Below are 15,548 nucleotides of genomic sequence, written 5' to 3' on the forward strand. Positions count from 1 at the left end.
CTTTTGTTTATTGGTCGTTATCATCTTTCCCGCTATTATCTTGCAAATATCAATCCCCCGGACAGCAAAGCCGGACCACGATGGAATTGATCTAAAGCATATTAAAGGAAACGTGTTTTAAAGCCGCAAACAGCATCTTACCACGCGTCAAACCAACACAAAGTTCAAACATATCCTCCGCTACCCGGGGTCACGGCCAACATACACCGCACGCGGGCGGATTAACTGACCCTGGCGTCGCTGTTCAAGGGCATGGGCGATCCAGCCCACCGCCCGGCCCAGCGCAAAAACACAAAATGCCGCCCCTTCCGGCAAGCCGAGATAGCGCCGCATCGCCACCAGGGCAAAATCGATCCCGGGGGCTTTGCCGGTCAGTAATGTCATGGTTTCGGCAATGTCATCGGCCACATGAAATTCAGGCAGAATCAATGTCAGCAGGGCCTTGGCCCGCACATCCCCCGCCGGATAAAGCGGATGCCCAAAACCGGGAAATTCCGCCCCGGCTGCCAGTTGGCGACGCATATATTGCGTCATGTCACGCCAATCAACGGCCTGCCAGGCCGTTTCAATCCGTTCGGTCATGCCGCCATGCAACCCTCCGCTTAAGGCCGCCAGACCGCCAATAATCGCCATGCGCAGGCTGGCCTCGGTCGAGGCGACACATCTGGCGGTAAAGCTCGACGCATTCAGTTCATGATCCGCACACAGCACAAGTGCGCGGCGCACCAGATCGGCCCCGACCGCATCAAGCCCCCACGCCCGTGCCAATTGCATATGCAACGGATGATGATCCGCATCCTGCCCGGTAACACAGGCAAACAAGGCCGCCAGTAACCGGGCCGCACCGGCGGCAAGGCGCGTTTCATCCTGCTGCCAAATCCCGGTTTCACCATCTTCCGAGACAATCGCAAACAGGGGCAGCAGCGCCTCGATCACCGGGACCTTTGCATAATGGTTTTTTAATTGCGACCAGCCGTCAGGCAGAACCGGCCCTGAAATATCGAAACGGCCAAAGTCCGGCAAATCCCAAAGCAGGCTTGCGACCTCCTCCAGACTGGCCCGTTCCGAAAGCTCAACAGCCCTTTTGCCACGATAATAGAGCTGCCCGTCACAGATCAGCGTGATCCCCGATTCGAGCACCGGCATCCCCCAATCCAGTGTTGATTTGGCAATATCAACCGGTTTACGACCCCGTCGCCGTTTCCCCGCCAGTTCGGCCACATCGTCACGGGCATAACAATGACGTCGGCTGTCCCCCTCTGCCGGATGCGCACGCAAAAGCCCGCGGCTGACATAGGCATAGAGCGTCGCCCGCGACACCCCCAACTGTTCGGCGGCCTGTTCGGCGCTGATAAAACGGGACTTGTCGAAATGTTGTTTTGTCATGACCAATATATGTTGATTTATATAATCAATATTGACGATATATTGCAACTGGCGTGCTGTATAGACCTGTTCATCAGGCAACACCGACCGCCAAGGAAGCCACCATGACACGCGCCAACACCCCGTCTCCCACCAGCCTATCCCAATCCGACCCCTCATCCGCATCCGGGGGCGCATCGAATAATCTGTCGCCCTTCGACGGTTTTGTTCGCGAAATATGGACGGCGGTTGGCGGTGATCCGGGCTTTATTCCAGCCATTTCGCAAACCGGTACCGGTGCCCTGCCATCGGTCTTTGCTGTGACAGATCTGGCCGCGTCCTCGGTTGCCTGTGCCGGTTTGGCGATTGTCGAACTTGCGGGCCTGATTCGCAATCAGGGCCCGAATGCCGCCCCTATCCCGCCCATAAATGTTGACCGGTGGTTGGCCTCGGCCTGGTTTGCATCAAGCTATCGGCCTGTCGGCTGGGCACCCGCGCCCAAGTGGGATGCCATTGCCGGGGACTATCAGGGGCAGGATGGCTGGGTCCGCCTGCATACCAATGCCCCGCATCATCGCCGCGCCGCCCTTGCTGTGCTGGGCATCGCACCGGACGATGCCACCCGGCAAACCGTTGCCGAAACGGTGGCAAACTGGCCGATCAATGCCCTGGAAACTGCCATTGTCGAAAAGAAGGGCTGTGCCGCGGCCATGCGTTCCATCACGGCATGGCAACAGCATCCCCAGGGCCAGGCTGTTGCCACCGAACCGCTGGTTCACGTTGGCACCAGCCCCGTGCCCGCCCCGGAAAGCCACGCAAAATCGCATTTCCACCTTACCGGTTCGATTGAACGTCCGCTTGCCGGGGTGCGGGTGCTTGATTTAACGCGCATTCTGGCCGGACCGGTCGGCACCCGGTTTCTCGCAGGTTTTGGTGCCGATGTGTTGCGCATTGATCCGCACGGCTGGGATGAACCCTCGATTTTACCCGACATTACCCTGGGCAAACGCTGTGCCCGGCTTGATTTGCGCAGGGATCATGACCGTGACACGTTTCGTGCACTTCTGGCAGAAGCCGACATTCTGGTGCATGGCTATCGCGCCGATGCCCTTGAACGCCTGGGCCTGGGGGCCGAGGCCCGCCGCGCCCTTAACCCCGGTTTAATTGATGTGGCTCTCAATGCCTATGGCTGGTCCGGCCCGTGGCAGTTTCGACGTGGTTTTGACAGTCTGGTTCAAATGAGCAGCGGCATCGCCGATCACGAGATGAAAAGTTACCAATCCGAAAAACCCAAACCCTTGCCGGTACAGGCACTGGATCATGCCGCTGGTTATATTCTTGCCACCAGCGCCATTCGTGGCCTGGTCGAACGCCATCAAACCGGACACGGCAAATGCTATCGTACTTCACTGGCACGGGTGGCGGCATTGTTATGCCAATATCGCCCTGCTTCCACGGACGGTTCATCGCCCCCGTCATTCGCCGACCTTGCAGAATGCGACTATATGCCAGCCATCGAACCATCAGGCAGCGGAGATGTGCAGCGATTACGCCCGCCGCTTGAAATTGTTGGCATCCCCATGCGCTGGTCCATCCCGGCGGGGCATTTGGGCACAAGCCCGCCAAAATGGTAAAATACCGCCCCACATCACACGTACAAAAGACCTGCATCACACAGGCCTTTTGTCATCATTTTAAACCGATCAAAATGCCCACAGCCTAGGGCCAGTTTGCCATCGGCGGCAGCGACATCAGGATGGCCTCAGTATTGCCCCCGGTCATCAGGCCAAAGCGCGTTCCGCGATCATGGAGCAGATTAAATTCAACATAGCGCCCGCGCTTGATCAATTGGGCCTCGCGCTGATCCATCGTCCAGTCGCAGTTATAGTGCCGTTCGACAAGGCGAGGATAAACATCCAGAAAAGCCTTTCCCACATCCTGGGTAAAGGCGAAATCAGCCTCCCAGTCCTCTTCCAGATAATCGTAAAAAATGCCGCCAACCCCGCGCGATTCGTTGCGGTGCGGCAGCCAGAAATATTCGTCGCACCATTTTTTGAAACGGTCGTAATAATCGTCTCCATGCGCATCACAGGCAGCCTTGAACGCCCCATGGAAATCACCGGTATCGGCATCGTCGGGAAAAACCGGTGTCAGGTCCGCCCCACCGCCAAACCACGCCTTTGACGTCACAATATGGCGGGTATTCATATGAACAGCAGGTACCAGCGGCGAACAGGGATGCGCCACCAGCGAAATCCCGGCGGCCCAAAAGTTGGGATTTACATCCGCCCCCGGAATTTCCTTGCGGAATTTTTCCGAAAATTCACCATGCACCGTCGAAATATTAACGCCAACCTTTTCAAATACCCGCCCGCGCATCACCGACATTTCACCGCCACCTTCGTGCTCGCCCCGGTCCCAGCGGGTCCGCTCGAATCGCCCGGCCGGCCGGTCAGACAACGGGCCGGTATAATTGTCTTCAAGCTGTTCAAACCGGGCGCAAATCTGATTGCGCAGGGATGTAAACCAGTCGGCGGCCCGAGTTTTACGAATTTCGGTCTGGCGTGCGGTATCGTCGGTCATTCAGGGGTTCCCGGAAAACTGTTGGTTTGGCGCATGGCTTCGCCCAAGGTCATAGCTGCCGCCATGGCGACATTCAAGGATCGCATCCCCGGGCGTAACGGAATAACAACCCTGGCATCGGCCGTATCATGCACCTGATCGGGCACACCCCGGCTTTCCGCGCCCAGCATCAAAATATCGTCGGCGCGAAAATCAAAATCACAATAAGGAACAGCGCCCTTTGTTGTCATCAAAACCAGACGTCCCGGCAATGCCCCGGTTTTACGGGCATCATCAAAGGCACGCCAATCGGCATGTCGCTGATAATCAGCAGCATCAAGGTAATCCATCCCCGCCCGTTTCAGGCTGGCCGATGTCAGCAGAAATCCGCAGGGTTCGATAATGTCAACGCCGACCCCCAGACAGGCTGTCATCCGAAGAATGGTGCCGGTATTTTGGGGAATATCAGGCTCAAACAGGCAAATTCTCATGATTGATCAACAGACTCGCGCAATTTTGTGTGAATTCGACCGAAAAAATGTTACCAAAAGTTTCATAGCACGACAGGAGTTTCCCGCTTTCGGGAGTGGTCTTTAACGTAAGTAGCTTGTTATAGCGGGTATCTGAAACCGGTACCAGCGCTAGGAAAAGCCTTGTTCACAGTAGGGTTTTTAGAGTGTTTCCAGAACCACAGCGTTTATTAATACGTACCTTTCCCGCCAAGTTATCCTTAACAAAGGCCATTATTGTTAGTATACGAAATTCGATTCAGGCCTGAAGGCCATGGGGACAAAAACTTTTTTCCAATTTGAAATAAGTCAATGATCCCCACGGTAATTTCAGGCATTCCGCATGCCTGTTTTGGGGGCAGAAAGAGGAATACATCATGTCGCAAACGGTGCAATCATCCGGGGATACCCCGGACGAGAACCGCAGGGATTTCCTGACCCTTGCGACCACAGCTGTCGGTGTCGTTGGCACCGGCATGGCGCTGTGGCCGTTCGTGGACAGCATGAACCCGTCCAAGGACGTTCTGGCGCTGGCCTCGGTCGAAGTTAACCTGTCCAATATACCTGTCGGTCAGGCCATCAAGGTCATGTGGCGCGGTAAACCCGTGTTCATCCGTCACCGTACCGAGCGGGAAATCAAAGAAGCTGAAGACGTGGCATTGAACCAGTTGGTCGATCCCGAGACCGACGATGCCCGTGTGAAGAAAAAAGAATGGCTGATTGTCGTCGGCGTTTGCACCCATTTGGGCTGCATCCCGATGGGGACCGCAACCGGGGAACCACGCGGGGACTTCGACGGCTGGTATTGCCCGTGTCACGGGTCGCACTATGACAGTTCAGGTCGTATCCGCAAGGGTCCGGCACCACTGAATCTGGTTGTGCCGACCTATACCTTCCTCACCGACACGTCGGTCAAGATCGGCTAAGGGAGTGTAAGATGAGCGCGCCTGTATGGAATAACAAAGTGGTAAAATGGGTCGATGATCGTCTTCCGATCATATCGATGGTGCATCATGCCGCTTATGAATATCCGACACCGAAAAACCTGTCCTATATGTGGAACTTCGGTTCTCTGGCCGGGTTTGTTCTGGTGACCATGATCCTTTCGGGGATCTTTCTGGCGATGAACTATACGCCACATGCCGATATGGCATTTGATTCCGTTGAGCGCATCATGCGTGACGTGAATTACGGCTGGCTGATCCGCTATCTGCACGTCAATGGCGCATCAATGTTCTTCATCGCCGTCTATATCCATATTTTCCGTGGTCTTTATTACGGGTCATACAAAGCCCCGCGTGAAGTTCTGTGGTGGATTGGCATCCTGATCTTGCTGGCCATGATGGCAACAGCCTTTATGGGCTATGTGCTGCCGTGGGGCCAGATGTCGTTCTGGGGTGCAACGGTTATTACCAACCTGTTTTCAGCCTTCCCGATTGTTGGTGACCCGCTGGTAACCTGGCTTTGGGGTGGCTTCTCGGTTGGCAATCCGACGCTGAACCGCTTCTTCTCGCTGCATTACCTGCTGCCGTTTGTCATTCTGGGCCTTGTGGTTCTGCATGTCTGGGCACTGCATGCGGTGCGGTCCAACAACCCGACCGGTGTTGAAATCAAAACCCCGCAGGACAGCATTCCTTTCCATCCCTATTACACGATCAAGGATCTGTTCGGGATGGGCGTGTTTTTGATCATCTATCTGTATTTCGTGTTCTTCGCGCCAAACTTCTTTGGCGAGCCGGACAACTACATCATGGCAAACCCGTTATCGACGCCCGCACATATCGTGCCGGAATGGTACTTCCTGCCATTCTATGCGATCCTGCGTTCGATCGATTTCAGTTTCCTTGGCATGCCGGCAAAGCTGCTGGGTGTGCTGGCAATGTTTGCCGCGATCATTGTTCTGTTTGTCATTCCCTGGCTGGATACATCAAAGGTTCGCAGCTCGCGTTTCCGCCCGGTTTACAAATGGTTTTTTGTCATCCTGATAATTGACTGCTTCGTTCTGGGCTATTGCGGTGCCAAGGCGCCGTCCGATCCATTCATGGGGCTGGCCGGGCTTCCGGTTATTGTTGTTGGCCAATTGGCGACATTGTATTACTTCCTGCATTTCCTGGTTGTGATGCCCGTGGTTGGCAAGCTTGAACGTCCTAAACCGCTTCCGGCAAGTATCAGCGAATCTGTCCTCAAGGGAGGTGCAAATGCGTAAATTTGCTCTCACCACAATTGCTGCAGCATTCGCGCTGACCGCTTTTGCCAACGCATCGAAAGCTGCAGAAGGCACGGTTCCGCCTGATATGAACTGGAGCTGGGAGGGCCTTTTTGGCACCTATGACCGCGCACAAGTGCAACGTGGTTTTCAGGTATTCAAAAATGTCTGTGCAAGCTGCCACAGCATGCATTATCTGGCATTTCGCAATCTTGAAGGTATTGGTTTTAACGACGACCAGATCAAGGCGATTGCTGCGGAATATGACGTACAGGACGGCCCCAATGAAGAGGGTGAAATGTTCACCCGTTCGGGCAAACCGGCCGATCGTTTTCCGTCACCGTTCCCCAATGACAAGGCTGCGGCGGCAGCCAATGGCGGGGCAACACCGCCTGATCTGTCGCTGATGGCCAAGGCCCGTCCGCATGGCCCGGATTATGTCCATGCCCTGCTGACCGGTTATGAAGAAGAGGCACCAGCCGGTGTCGAAATGGCCGAAGGCAAGTATTACAACCATTACTTCCCCGGCCATCAGATTTCGATGCCGCCGCCCCTTTATGGTGACGATGTTGAATATACTGATGGCACGAAAGCGACCATTGAACAGGAATCTCAGGACGTTACGGCGTTTCTGAACTGGATTGCCGAACCGGAACTTGAAACCCGCAAGGCAATGGGCATGAAAGTGCTGTTGTTCCTGATCGTGTTAACTGCGATGCTCTATGCTGTAAAACGTAAAATCTGGGCCAAAATCGAACATTAATCTGTTTGGTACCAACCCGTTACCAAAGGCCGCCGAATGCTTTCGGCGGCCTTTTTATATGCGGCAAATTCATCGGTTGCGTGGTAGAAAATATCAAATACCCGCACAAGAGTGCCGCAAACGCCGTATCGACCACGGCATCGCCGCTCTTTGCCCCGGTCAGATACACCACGTGCCGAAGGATACCGTTTATGTCGCTGGACCAATATGGCCTGTATCTTGTTGCCGTTCTGATCGCTGTTCTTACACCTGGCCCGGCTGTGATGCTGGGCATCACCAACAGCATTCGCCATAACACAACGACATCCTTTATTGGCGCCCTGGGCTGTGTAAGCGCAACCGGGCTGATGGGGGCTTTATCGGCAATGGGGTTGGGGGCCATGATCATGGCATCGGCGATCCTGTTTGATCTTATCCGCTTTGCCGGGGCGGCCTATTTGATCTGGCTGGGCATCAAGATGTGGCGGGCCAGTGGCAAACCCCCGGTGGATGTGATGTCTGAACAATCCATGCCGCATCCCGGTTATGGACGTTGTTATCTGCGGGGTTTTCTCATTTCGGCCAGCAATCCTAAATCAATTGCGTTTTTTACCGCACTGTTCCCGATGTTCCTTGATCCCGAAGCCCCGTTGATGACCCAGTTTGCCGTGCTCGACTCGACCTTTGTTCTACTGTCTTTTGCCTCTATCATGGGCTACTCATTCCTGGCGGCACGCAGCAAAAACGTCCTTCTCGGATCAGCCCGCAGATGGTTTGACCGGGTGGCAGGCGGCATTTTTATCAGCTTTGGCCTGGCATTGGCCGCCAGCCATCGCTAGCGCCAACCACCTTTGGCATACCGACCCAGATCCAGGTAACCGGTCAAAACATCATGTAACGGTGCAATATCTGCTCAATTTCGCCGTCTTCATACATTTGCCTTAATACCGCGTCCAATGCCGTGGCAAACTCATCGCGATAAGGCCATTTTCCTGGATCGTCCGGGGCATAGGCAATCGCCCCCTGATGACTGCCTAAAACAGCAGTTTCCATTATTTTACGTGCACTTGCGGCGCGATCAACGCCAAGCTCGGCCAGTGCCGTTTCCACCGCCAGCCGATCATTGACATAACAATCAATGCGACCGGCCAGCAGCCGGCGTAAATTGATCTCGGTGCTGTGGGCTTCCTCGAGCGTCACTTCATGCTGGCGCGCCATCTCGAACAGTTTTTCGCCGACCAGCCGGTACCCCGCTGTATTGCCAAATCGCGCCCCTATATAATCAACCGGGTAGTTCACCAAAACACGATCGCGGGCAAATTTTTGCGTGCACATCACCATAACGGTCTGTTCGATGAGCGGCACCGAATACCGGCTAACCCAGTTCCGTTCGGGATCAAGATAGGGCGGATAAAAGGCCATGATCTCGCCACGCTGCAACAGTTCAATTCCGCGTTTAAACGGCACACCGGAAAATTCGATATCATATTGCGGCAAGCGCGCCGCGGCATGTTTCAGAATATCGGTATAGGCCCCTGCCATAACCGCCCCGTTAAAATACGCATAAGGCGGGCTATTGTCCTCGCCATATAAAACAATATGCTGGCGCGGCCCGCCATTCGCGTTCTGAGTCTGGGCAGATACCGGCCCAATTTGGGCAAAAAGGATGACGGCAAGCAGGAAAGAAACAAGCGCAAAGCGCATCGACATGACAATAACCGGAAAAATGAGCAACACTGAAAGTGGGGGAAACAGGACCTGAAATAACAGCATCTCCGCGCAATGACCATTGCGATAGATGAAACCAAGACATGCACAACCATAGGGATAAAGCATATTTCCTTTAAGAAACATCGGCCCCGGTTCGGCTTGCCTGCGCAACGCTGTCAGCCGATAAAGTCGTGCTTTCCTGCCGATCTTTCGGATCTTCGTGTGTATCGTTATTGTTCCCAATCTGATTACCGTCAACCGGTCGCATCGGCGGAACGGCGACTGGAATATGCACCAGCCGTCTTTTATGCTGCGGGGTTCCGGTGCTGGCATAAAGCTGCTTGCCTGCTTCAACAATACTCACCCCGGCAAAGGCCTTAAACAGACGAGAACCGACATTTTCAATGCCCTGTGCCGAACGCAGCAAAAAGCGGTTATTGGTCGGCGGTAAAAACAGGGCGCGGCTATGTTGCACCGGCAAAAACATGTTTTCCCGCATCAGGTTTTGCAACTGACTTACCGTGTAAGGATGACCAAAGCCAAACGGGGTATTTTCCGACCAGCTCCATAACGAACTGCGGTTGGGGGTTAGCACCACAATACGACCGTTTGGTGTTAACACCCGCCAGCATTCACGCATCAAACGACGCTGCGAGTCGGAATGTTCCACCAGATGCACCAGCAAAATCCGATCTACCGAACTGTCTGGCAGCGGCAGCATGGTTTCTTCGATCAGGGCAACCCGGTTGGCTTCGCCTGCGGGCCAATGAACGCATCCCTGCGGGGCAGGCATAAAGGCCATAACCCGTTCGGCTTCCCCCAGAAAAGGCCGCAAATAGGGTGTGGCATAGCCAAAGCCAAGCACGCGCATCCCGCGCACGTCTGACCACATCAGGCGCAAGCGACGGCGAATAAGCCGCCGGGCGGCCTGACCCAGGCTGGTGGCATAAAACCGGTGTAAATCGACAACATCCTGACGCATGTGCAAACCCTATCATTGTCCGGGCGGTGCGCGAAACAAATTGCAGCGCAATTGTTTCCCCGTCGTCACCCTGTTAGGCTCAGGGTGTAGACTGATTAATATATTTTCAAACAAATGAGGCCAAAAATGTCGGCAGGTGACATCATCCTGATCCCGAACCGGTCAGACAATTACATCTATCTGCTTCATTGTACCCAAAGTGGCGTGACCGCCGTGGTCGACCCCGGCGATGCCGCCCCGGTGATTGAAGAACTGGCCAAACGCGGCTGGCAGGTGGATGTTATTTTAAACACCCACCATCATAATGATCATGTCGGTGGCAATGCCGAACTTAAGGAAAAGTTCGGCGCGAAGCTGATCGGCCCTGCGGCCGAAGCCGATAAAATCGACGGGCTGGATGAAACCGTGGCCGAGGGCGACACAGTAAAAGTTGGCGCACTTATCGCCAGCGTTTACGATGTCCCGGGCCATACCGCCGGGCATATTGCCTTTTATTTCCCCGCCGTTTCAGCCCTGTTTTCGGGCGACAGCCTGTTTGCTCTTGGCTGTGGACGCCTGTTTGAAGGCACCGCAGAACAAATGTGGCATTCGCTGATCAAGTTCCGCACCTTGCCGGTCGAAACCCGGCTTTATTGCGGCCATGAATACACCCTTGCCAATGCCCGCTTTGCCCTGACGATTGAGCCAGACAACACAGCCCTTCAGTCTCGCGCGCGCGCAATTGAAACCCTGCGCAAGGCCAACCGCCCCACCATCCCCTCCACCCTGGGCGAGGAAATAGAGACCAACCCGTTTTTACGCGCCGATGTGCCGCGCGTCGGCGCGGCGATGGGCATGTCAGGGGCCCCCGCCGAAATCGTCTTTACCGAAATTCGCCACCGCAAGGATAACTTCTGACGACACGTGCAGAGATCACCCTTCAACCTGCATGAACAACACATTCTGATCAAGCAGGTAGCGTGAAAACAGCGGCAAGCTGGCCGCGCCGATGGCACGCGCGCCATTGCCAACCACCCCGGGTTCAACCCGGGGCATGGCAATGCCTTGCAGGTCCAGTTCGGTAATGGCATCGCGAATGGCCCCCACCACGCAGTCACGCACAAAGGGCGGGAAGCCGCCATCGACAATCACGGTTTCAAAATCAATCACAGAACAAACCGACGTGATTGCCAAAGCCAGGCTGCGCGCCGCCTGCGCAATCCAGCAATCCAGCGGCCGCCCTATATCGCCCCAGCTTTCCGGGTCGCGCCATAGTCGATCGGGATCGATACCCTCATGTTTCAGCATTTCTTCCAAAACAAACAAAGACGCCTGATCGATCAACTGCGACGGTTTCCCTGCCCGGTCCACCACCGGCATCGACCCGAACGCCCCGGCATTGCCGGTCCGCCCGGCATAAACAGCCTGGTTTAAAACCACACCACCGCCAATGAAGGACCCAATAAAGAAATAGGCAAAATCGGTGTAATTGGCACCCTGGCCAAACACCAGTTCAGCACCACAGGCCGCCGTGGCATCGTTTTGTAAAAACACCGGAAAAGAAACAATTTCACCAATATCCTCGACCAGATCAATATCACGCCAGGCGTTCATATCCTGTTCTGGCGCCCCCATTTCATCGACCCAGTTCCACAATTCAAACGGCGCGGCAATACCCAGCCCGGCAATGCGGGTGCGCTGGGCCGGGGTCAGATTGGCAATCAAACTGTCAATCGCGGTGCATACGAACTGACGAATGTTTTCGGGCGTCGGATATTTGTAGGTTTCAATACGGCGTTCGCGCACCGTGCCAACAAAATCCATCAACACCAGATCCGCGCTGCGCCGACCAATTTTCAGGCCGAGCGAATATGCGCCGTCCGGATTAAGGGCCATCGGGATTGACGGCTTGCCAACCTTGCCCCGCACTGGTTCGCCGCGCATCAAAAGTCCGTCGCGTTCCAGCGCACGAATAATGACAGATGCAGTTTGCGCCGATAACCCCGACAACCGGGCGATGTCGGCCTTTGACAGGCCCGCCGTACGCCGCACAAGTGACAAAAGCAAACGTTCGTTATAGGCGCGCACCCGGATCTGGTTGGCGCCACCGCCGCCATTTGATCCGGAATGAAGCGGTGAAACGCCCGGAAAATCTCCGCTTGTGGTTTGACTTGCGGGCATATTCCTAGTCCTCCCATACGGCATCGCCGTTTTTTGTTATCATCACAAGATGACTAATTCTAATTAATAAATCAAACGGATTTATTAATTGACAGATCTTCAAATTTAGTGTGGTTTATATGCCAGATCGTCCCCATATCAAGGTTGCAAAGAACAACTGTCGCGGACGTTTTCTAGGTAAATAACTGGCAAAATGCCTTTGAAATCAGGGAAATCCCTGGGAGGAAACAGATGAAAAAAACACTTCTTGGCGCAACTCTTGGTGCGCTTGCTCTTTCGATTGCCGCCCTGCCGGTTCACCAGGCCAAAGCCGATGAAATGGGGGCCTGTCTCATCACAAAAACCGATATCAATCCGTTTTTTGTCAAAATGAAAGAAGGCGCAACAGCAGCTTCATTCGCACACAATGTCGATCTTTCAACCTATGCCGGCAAGATTGATGGTGACAATGAAACACAGGTACAGGCTGTTGAATCATGCATTGCCGCTGGCGCAAAAGGCATTCTGATTGCCGCGTCCGATACAAAAGCCATCGTCCCGGCACTCAAAAAAGCCCGTGATGCCGGGTTACTTGTCATCGCCCTTGATACCCCCCTTGAACCGATTGACTCCGCCGACGCCACCTTCGCCACAGACAATTTCAAAGCAGGCGAAATGATTGGCAAATGGGCCGCAAGCCAACTCGGTGACAAGGCGGATGATGCCAAAATTGCGTTTCTTGACCTGTCGGCCTCGGCACCGTCTGTTGATGTTCTGCGCGATCAGGGCTTCATGAAAGGCTTTGGCATCGACATCAAAGACCCAAACAAGATCGGCGATGAAGATGACAGCCGCATTGTCGGCCACGACATTACCAGCGGCAACGAAGAAGGCGGCCGCAAAGCAATGGAAAACCTGTTGCAGCGCGATTCAGGCATCAATGTTGTTTATACCATTAACGAACCTGCGGCGGCCGGGGCCTATGAGGCCCTTAAATCGTTTGGTCTGGAAAAGAATGTGCTGATCGTATCGGTTGATGGCGGCTGCCCTGGTATTTTGAACGTCAAGGACGGGGTTATTGGGGCGACATCACAGCAATATCCGCTTGATATGGCCTATAAAGGAATCGAGGCGATTGCCAATTGGGCAAAAACTGGCGAAAAACCCAAAAATTCGGCAGGGCTGAATTTTTACGATACCGGCGTTAACCTCGTCACCGACAAACCGGTCGACGGCGTTCCCTCTATCAGTGTCGAAGAGGGCATGAACCGCTGCTGGGGGTAATCCTCCCCAACCATCTGTGCCAAAGAGCGCGATTGCGCGCTCTTTGGCCACGATGACGCATAAAATCTGCCCCTTAATTCCATAAATCAGAAAAAGGCGTGCTGGTTTTACCACCAGAAAACAAAGCGTCCTGATAAAACCGGGAGGAAGTGATGAGCGATCCTGTTCGCACGTCTCACAAAAAACAGGACTTTGAGCAGGCACTGGATGCCAGTGACAAAAGCGTCGCCCAGTTTAACACCGCAAAGCACACGCCTTTTGCCCGCATTCAGCATTTTTTGCACGGCAACCCGACGATGGTGCCGGTTATTGTCCTGCTAACGTCTATCACTATTTTTGGCTTGATTGCCGGGCCCAAATTTTTTTCGCCCTTTAATCTGTCGCTGATTATTCAGCAGGTTTCCATTATTGGCATTCTTGCGGCGGCACAAAGCCTGGTTATTCTCACCGCCGGGATTGACCTGTCGGTCGGGGCGATCATGGTGCTGATGTCCGTGATCATGGGGCAGCTTGCGGTCACCCTTGGCGTCCCCGCCCCGATTGCCATTCTGATTGGCTGTATCGGCGGGATTGGTGCCGGGATGATGAACGGGTTTCTGGTGACCCGCATCAAACTGCCGCCCTTTATCGTTACACTGGGAACCTGGAATATCTTTTTCGCCCTGAATTTGTGGTTATCAGGTGCGCAGTCGATCCGCAGCCAGACGCTTGACGAAATTGCCCCGCTGTTAAAGTTCTTTGGTGAAACCATTTCGTTTAACGGGGCGCGGATCACCTATGGTTCGGTTCTGATGCTGCTGATTTTCGCAGTACTGTGGTTTGTGCTGAACCATACCGCATGGGGCCGCCATGTTTATGCCATTGGCGATGACAAGGACGCTGCCGAACTTTCCGGTATCCGCACCAACCGCACCCTGATCACGGTTTACGGGCTGGCCGGGTTGGTATGTGCCATCGGGGCATGGGCCTCTATCGGTCGTGTTGGCTCGGTGTCGCCGCAAAGTTTTCAGGAAGCCAACCTTCAATCCATTACCGCTGTCGTCATTGGGGGCATTTCGCTGTTTGGCGGGCGCGGGTCCATTATCGGCCCCCTGATTGGCGCCCTGATTGTCGGCGTGTTCAATTCCGGTTTGCGCATGATTGGCGTTGATGTGCTGTGGCAACTGTTTGCCATTGGCTGGCTGACCATCATTGCCGTTGCGATTGACCAGTGGATCAGAAAGGTATCGTCATGAATGCCACATCATCCCCCCTTCAACCTGTTCTTTCCGGGCGTGGCCTGGTCAAACGCTATGGCCGTGTCACCGCCCTTGATCATGCCGATTTCGACCTTTATCCCGGCGAAATCCTTGCGATTATCGGCGATAACGGGGCCGGAAAATCCTCGCTGGTCAAGGCATTGTCCGGGGCTGTTTCCCTGGATGAAGGTGAAATACGGCTTGATGGCAAACCGGTTTCGTTTTCATCGCCGATGGACGCCCGCGAAGTTGGCATTGAAACGGTATACCAAAACCTGGCCCTGTCCCCGGCCCTGTCTATTGCCGATAACATGTTTATGGGCCGCGAAATTCGCCGGTCCGGTTTTGCCGGCACGTTTTTCAAAATGCTGGATCACCCGGAAATGCAGCGTGTCGCGCGCGCCAAACTCAATGAACTGGGCCTGATGACCATTCAAAACATCAATCAGGCGGTTGAAACCCTGTCTGGCGGGCAACGTCAGGGGGTGGCGGTGGCCCGTGCGGCTGCATTTGGTTCCAAGGTCGTGATTATGGATGAACCAACCGCCGCCCTTGGGGTTAAAGAAAGCCGACGGGTGCTGGAATTGATACAGGATGTACGATCGCGCGGAATGCCAATTGTGCTTATATCGCACAATATGCCCCATGTGTTCGAGGTCGCCGACCGCATCCACATCCATCGGCTGGGCAAACGGCTTTGCACCATCAAACCCTCTGACTATACCATGTCTGATGCCGTCGCCTTTATGACCGGTGCCCTTGAGGCCCCTGAAATTGCCGCCACCGCCTAAAACAGGATCAGGGCCGCCTT

Annotated in this window: 15 protein-coding genes; 9 read left to right on the forward strand and 6 right to left on the reverse strand. The window is 54.6% G+C overall.

Translation table 11 applies throughout. The features are described 5' to 3' along the window. Positions 1–180: 180 nt before the first annotated feature. Complete coding sequence (locus AAC086_RS05995) at positions 181–1,386, reverse strand: citrate synthase family protein (RefSeq protein WP_339776518.1); 1,206 nt, start codon at positions 1,384–1,386, stop codon at positions 181–183. A gap of 104 nt (positions 1,387–1,490) precedes the next feature. Here AAC086_RS05995 and AAC086_RS06000 point away from each other — a divergent pair, with 104 nt between their 5' ends. Beyond that, the gene (locus tag AAC086_RS06000) at positions 1,491–2,999 is read left to right on the forward strand and encodes a CoA transferase (protein ID WP_339776520.1); all 1,509 of its coding nucleotides are present in this window, start codon (positions 1,491–1,493) and stop codon (positions 2,997–2,999) included. An 85-nt stretch (positions 3,000–3,084) separates the two neighbouring features. Here the strand turns inward: AAC086_RS06000 and hemF are convergent, their stop codons facing one another. Next, positions 3,085–3,948: an oxygen-dependent coproporphyrinogen oxidase gene (hemF, locus tag AAC086_RS06005; protein WP_339776522.1), complete on the reverse strand. Its 864-nt coding sequence runs from the start codon at positions 3,946–3,948 to the stop codon at positions 3,085–3,087. Then, entirely contained in the window at positions 3,945–4,418 is a 474-nt protein-coding gene (locus AAC086_RS06010) for a tRNA (cytidine(34)-2'-O)-methyltransferase (RefSeq protein WP_339776523.1), read from the reverse strand. The genes hemF and AAC086_RS06010 overlap by 4 nt, the downstream gene beginning before the upstream one ends. Before the next feature lie 395 nt (positions 4,419–4,813). Between AAC086_RS06010 and petA the strand changes: the two genes are divergently transcribed. From petA to AAC086_RS06030, 4 genes are all read left to right on the forward strand, one after another. Continuing rightward, a complete protein-coding gene (gene petA / locus AAC086_RS06015) occupies positions 4,814–5,362 on the forward strand; it encodes a ubiquinol-cytochrome c reductase iron-sulfur subunit (protein ID WP_339776526.1) in 549 nt (182 codons plus the stop codon). A gap of 11 nt (positions 5,363–5,373) precedes the next feature. Next, positions 5,374–6,642, forward strand: coding sequence for a cytochrome b N-terminal domain-containing protein (locus AAC086_RS06020; RefSeq protein ID WP_339776529.1), 1,269 nt, complete (start codon positions 5,374–5,376; stop codon positions 6,640–6,642). Further along, positions 6,635–7,405 carry a cytochrome c1 gene (locus AAC086_RS06025; RefSeq protein WP_339776531.1) on the forward strand — a complete coding sequence of 257 codons (771 nt, stop codon included), beginning with the start codon at positions 6,635–6,637 and terminating at the stop codon, positions 7,403–7,405. Before AAC086_RS06020 ends, AAC086_RS06025 begins: the two co-directional genes overlap by 8 nt. A gap of 191 nt (positions 7,406–7,596) precedes the next feature. Beyond that, a complete protein-coding gene (locus tag AAC086_RS06030) occupies positions 7,597–8,223 on the forward strand; it encodes a LysE family translocator (RefSeq protein WP_339776532.1) in 627 nt (208 codons plus the stop codon). Positions 8,224–8,266: 43 nt separating this feature from the next. On the opposite strand, the gene AAC086_RS06035 is transcribed toward AAC086_RS06030, so the two are convergent. Both AAC086_RS06035 and AAC086_RS06040 read right to left on the reverse strand, forming a co-directional pair. Continuing rightward, on the reverse strand, positions 8,267–9,094 hold the full coding sequence (locus tag AAC086_RS06035; protein ID WP_339776533.1) for a transporter substrate-binding domain-containing protein: 828 nt from the start codon (positions 9,092–9,094) through the stop codon (positions 8,267–8,269). Between the two features lie 133 nt (positions 9,095–9,227). After that, positions 9,228–10,076 (reverse strand): class I SAM-dependent methyltransferase, encoded by an 849-nt coding sequence (locus AAC086_RS06040; protein ID WP_339776534.1) that lies wholly within the window; start codon positions 10,074–10,076, stop codon positions 9,228–9,230. 126 nt (positions 10,077–10,202) lie between these two features. On the opposite strand from AAC086_RS06040, the gene gloB reads away from it, so the two are divergent. Continuing rightward, positions 10,203–10,973, forward strand: a complete 771-nt coding sequence (gloB, locus tag AAC086_RS06045) for a hydroxyacylglutathione hydrolase (RefSeq protein ID WP_339776537.1) — start codon at positions 10,203–10,205, stop codon at positions 10,971–10,973. Between the two features lie 15 nt (positions 10,974–10,988). Here the strand turns inward: gloB and AAC086_RS06050 are convergent, their stop codons facing one another. Next, positions 10,989–12,236, reverse strand: a complete 1,248-nt coding sequence (locus AAC086_RS06050) for an ROK family transcriptional regulator (RefSeq protein WP_339776539.1) — start codon at positions 12,234–12,236, stop codon at positions 10,989–10,991. A gap of 231 nt (positions 12,237–12,467) precedes the next feature. Between AAC086_RS06050 and AAC086_RS06055 the strand changes: the two genes are divergently transcribed. The 3 genes from AAC086_RS06055 (at position 12,468) to AAC086_RS06065 (ending at position 15,528) form a co-directional block, all read left to right on the forward strand. Further along, positions 12,468–13,499, forward strand: a complete 1,032-nt coding sequence (locus AAC086_RS06055; RefSeq protein WP_339776541.1) for a sugar ABC transporter substrate-binding protein — start codon at positions 12,468–12,470, stop codon at positions 13,497–13,499. A 152-nt stretch (positions 13,500–13,651) separates the two neighbouring features. After that, positions 13,652–14,734, forward strand: a complete 1,083-nt coding sequence (locus tag AAC086_RS06060) for an ABC transporter permease (RefSeq protein WP_339776544.1) — start codon at positions 13,652–13,654, stop codon at positions 14,732–14,734. Then, positions 14,731–15,528 (forward strand): ATP-binding cassette domain-containing protein, encoded by a 798-nt coding sequence (locus tag AAC086_RS06065; protein ID WP_339776547.1) that lies wholly within the window; start codon positions 14,731–14,733, stop codon positions 15,526–15,528. The genes AAC086_RS06060 and AAC086_RS06065 overlap by 4 nt, the downstream gene beginning before the upstream one ends. The last annotated feature ends 20 nt before the right edge of the window (positions 15,529–15,548 follow it).

Source organism: uncultured Thalassospira sp. (assembly GCF_963976115.1).
GTDB lineage: Bacteria > Pseudomonadota > Alphaproteobacteria > Rhodospirillales > Thalassospiraceae > Thalassospira.

What these genes read in the sequence shown, in the direction of transcription:
- AAC086_RS06000 (WP_339776520.1), top strand. Translation starts at nt 1,491, where the DNA reads ATGACACGCGCCAACACCCCGTCTCCCACCAGCCTATCCCAATCCGAC.
- AAC086_RS06035 (WP_339776533.1), bottom strand. Translation starts at nt 9,094, where the DNA reads ATGTCGATGCGCTTTGCGCTTGTTTCTTTCCTGCTTGCCGTCATCCTT.
- AAC086_RS05995 (WP_339776518.1), bottom strand. Translation starts at nt 1,386, where the DNA reads ATGACAAAACAACATTTCGACAAGTCCCGTTTTATCAGCGCCGAACAG.
- AAC086_RS06030 (WP_339776532.1), top strand. Translation starts at nt 7,597, where the DNA reads ATGTCGCTGGACCAATATGGCCTGTATCTTGTTGCCGTTCTGATCGCT.
- AAC086_RS06065 (WP_339776547.1), top strand. Translation starts at nt 14,731, where the DNA reads ATGAATGCCACATCATCCCCCCTTCAACCTGTTCTTTCCGGGCGTGGC.
- AAC086_RS06020 (WP_339776529.1), top strand. Translation starts at nt 5,374, where the DNA reads ATGAGCGCGCCTGTATGGAATAACAAAGTGGTAAAATGGGTCGATGAT.
- AAC086_RS06025 (WP_339776531.1), top strand. Translation starts at nt 6,635, where the DNA reads ATGCGTAAATTTGCTCTCACCACAATTGCTGCAGCATTCGCGCTGACC.
- AAC086_RS06040 (WP_339776534.1), bottom strand. Translation starts at nt 10,076, where the DNA reads ATGCGTCAGGATGTTGTCGATTTACACCGGTTTTATGCCACCAGCCTG.
- gloB (WP_339776537.1), top strand. Translation starts at nt 10,203, where the DNA reads ATGTCGGCAGGTGACATCATCCTGATCCCGAACCGGTCAGACAATTAC.
- AAC086_RS06010 (WP_339776523.1), bottom strand. Translation starts at nt 4,418, where the DNA reads ATGAGAATTTGCCTGTTTGAGCCTGATATTCCCCAAAATACCGGCACC.
- hemF (WP_339776522.1), bottom strand. Translation starts at nt 3,948, where the DNA reads ATGACCGACGATACCGCACGCCAGACCGAAATTCGTAAAACTCGGGCC.
- petA (WP_339776526.1), top strand. Translation starts at nt 4,814, where the DNA reads ATGTCGCAAACGGTGCAATCATCCGGGGATACCCCGGACGAGAACCGC.
- AAC086_RS06060 (WP_339776544.1), top strand. Translation starts at nt 13,652, where the DNA reads ATGAGCGATCCTGTTCGCACGTCTCACAAAAAACAGGACTTTGAGCAG.
- AAC086_RS06050 (WP_339776539.1), bottom strand. Translation starts at nt 12,236, where the DNA reads ATGCCCGCAAGTCAAACCACAAGCGGAGATTTTCCGGGCGTTTCACCG.
- AAC086_RS06055 (WP_339776541.1), top strand. Translation starts at nt 12,468, where the DNA reads ATGAAAAAAACACTTCTTGGCGCAACTCTTGGTGCGCTTGCTCTTTCG.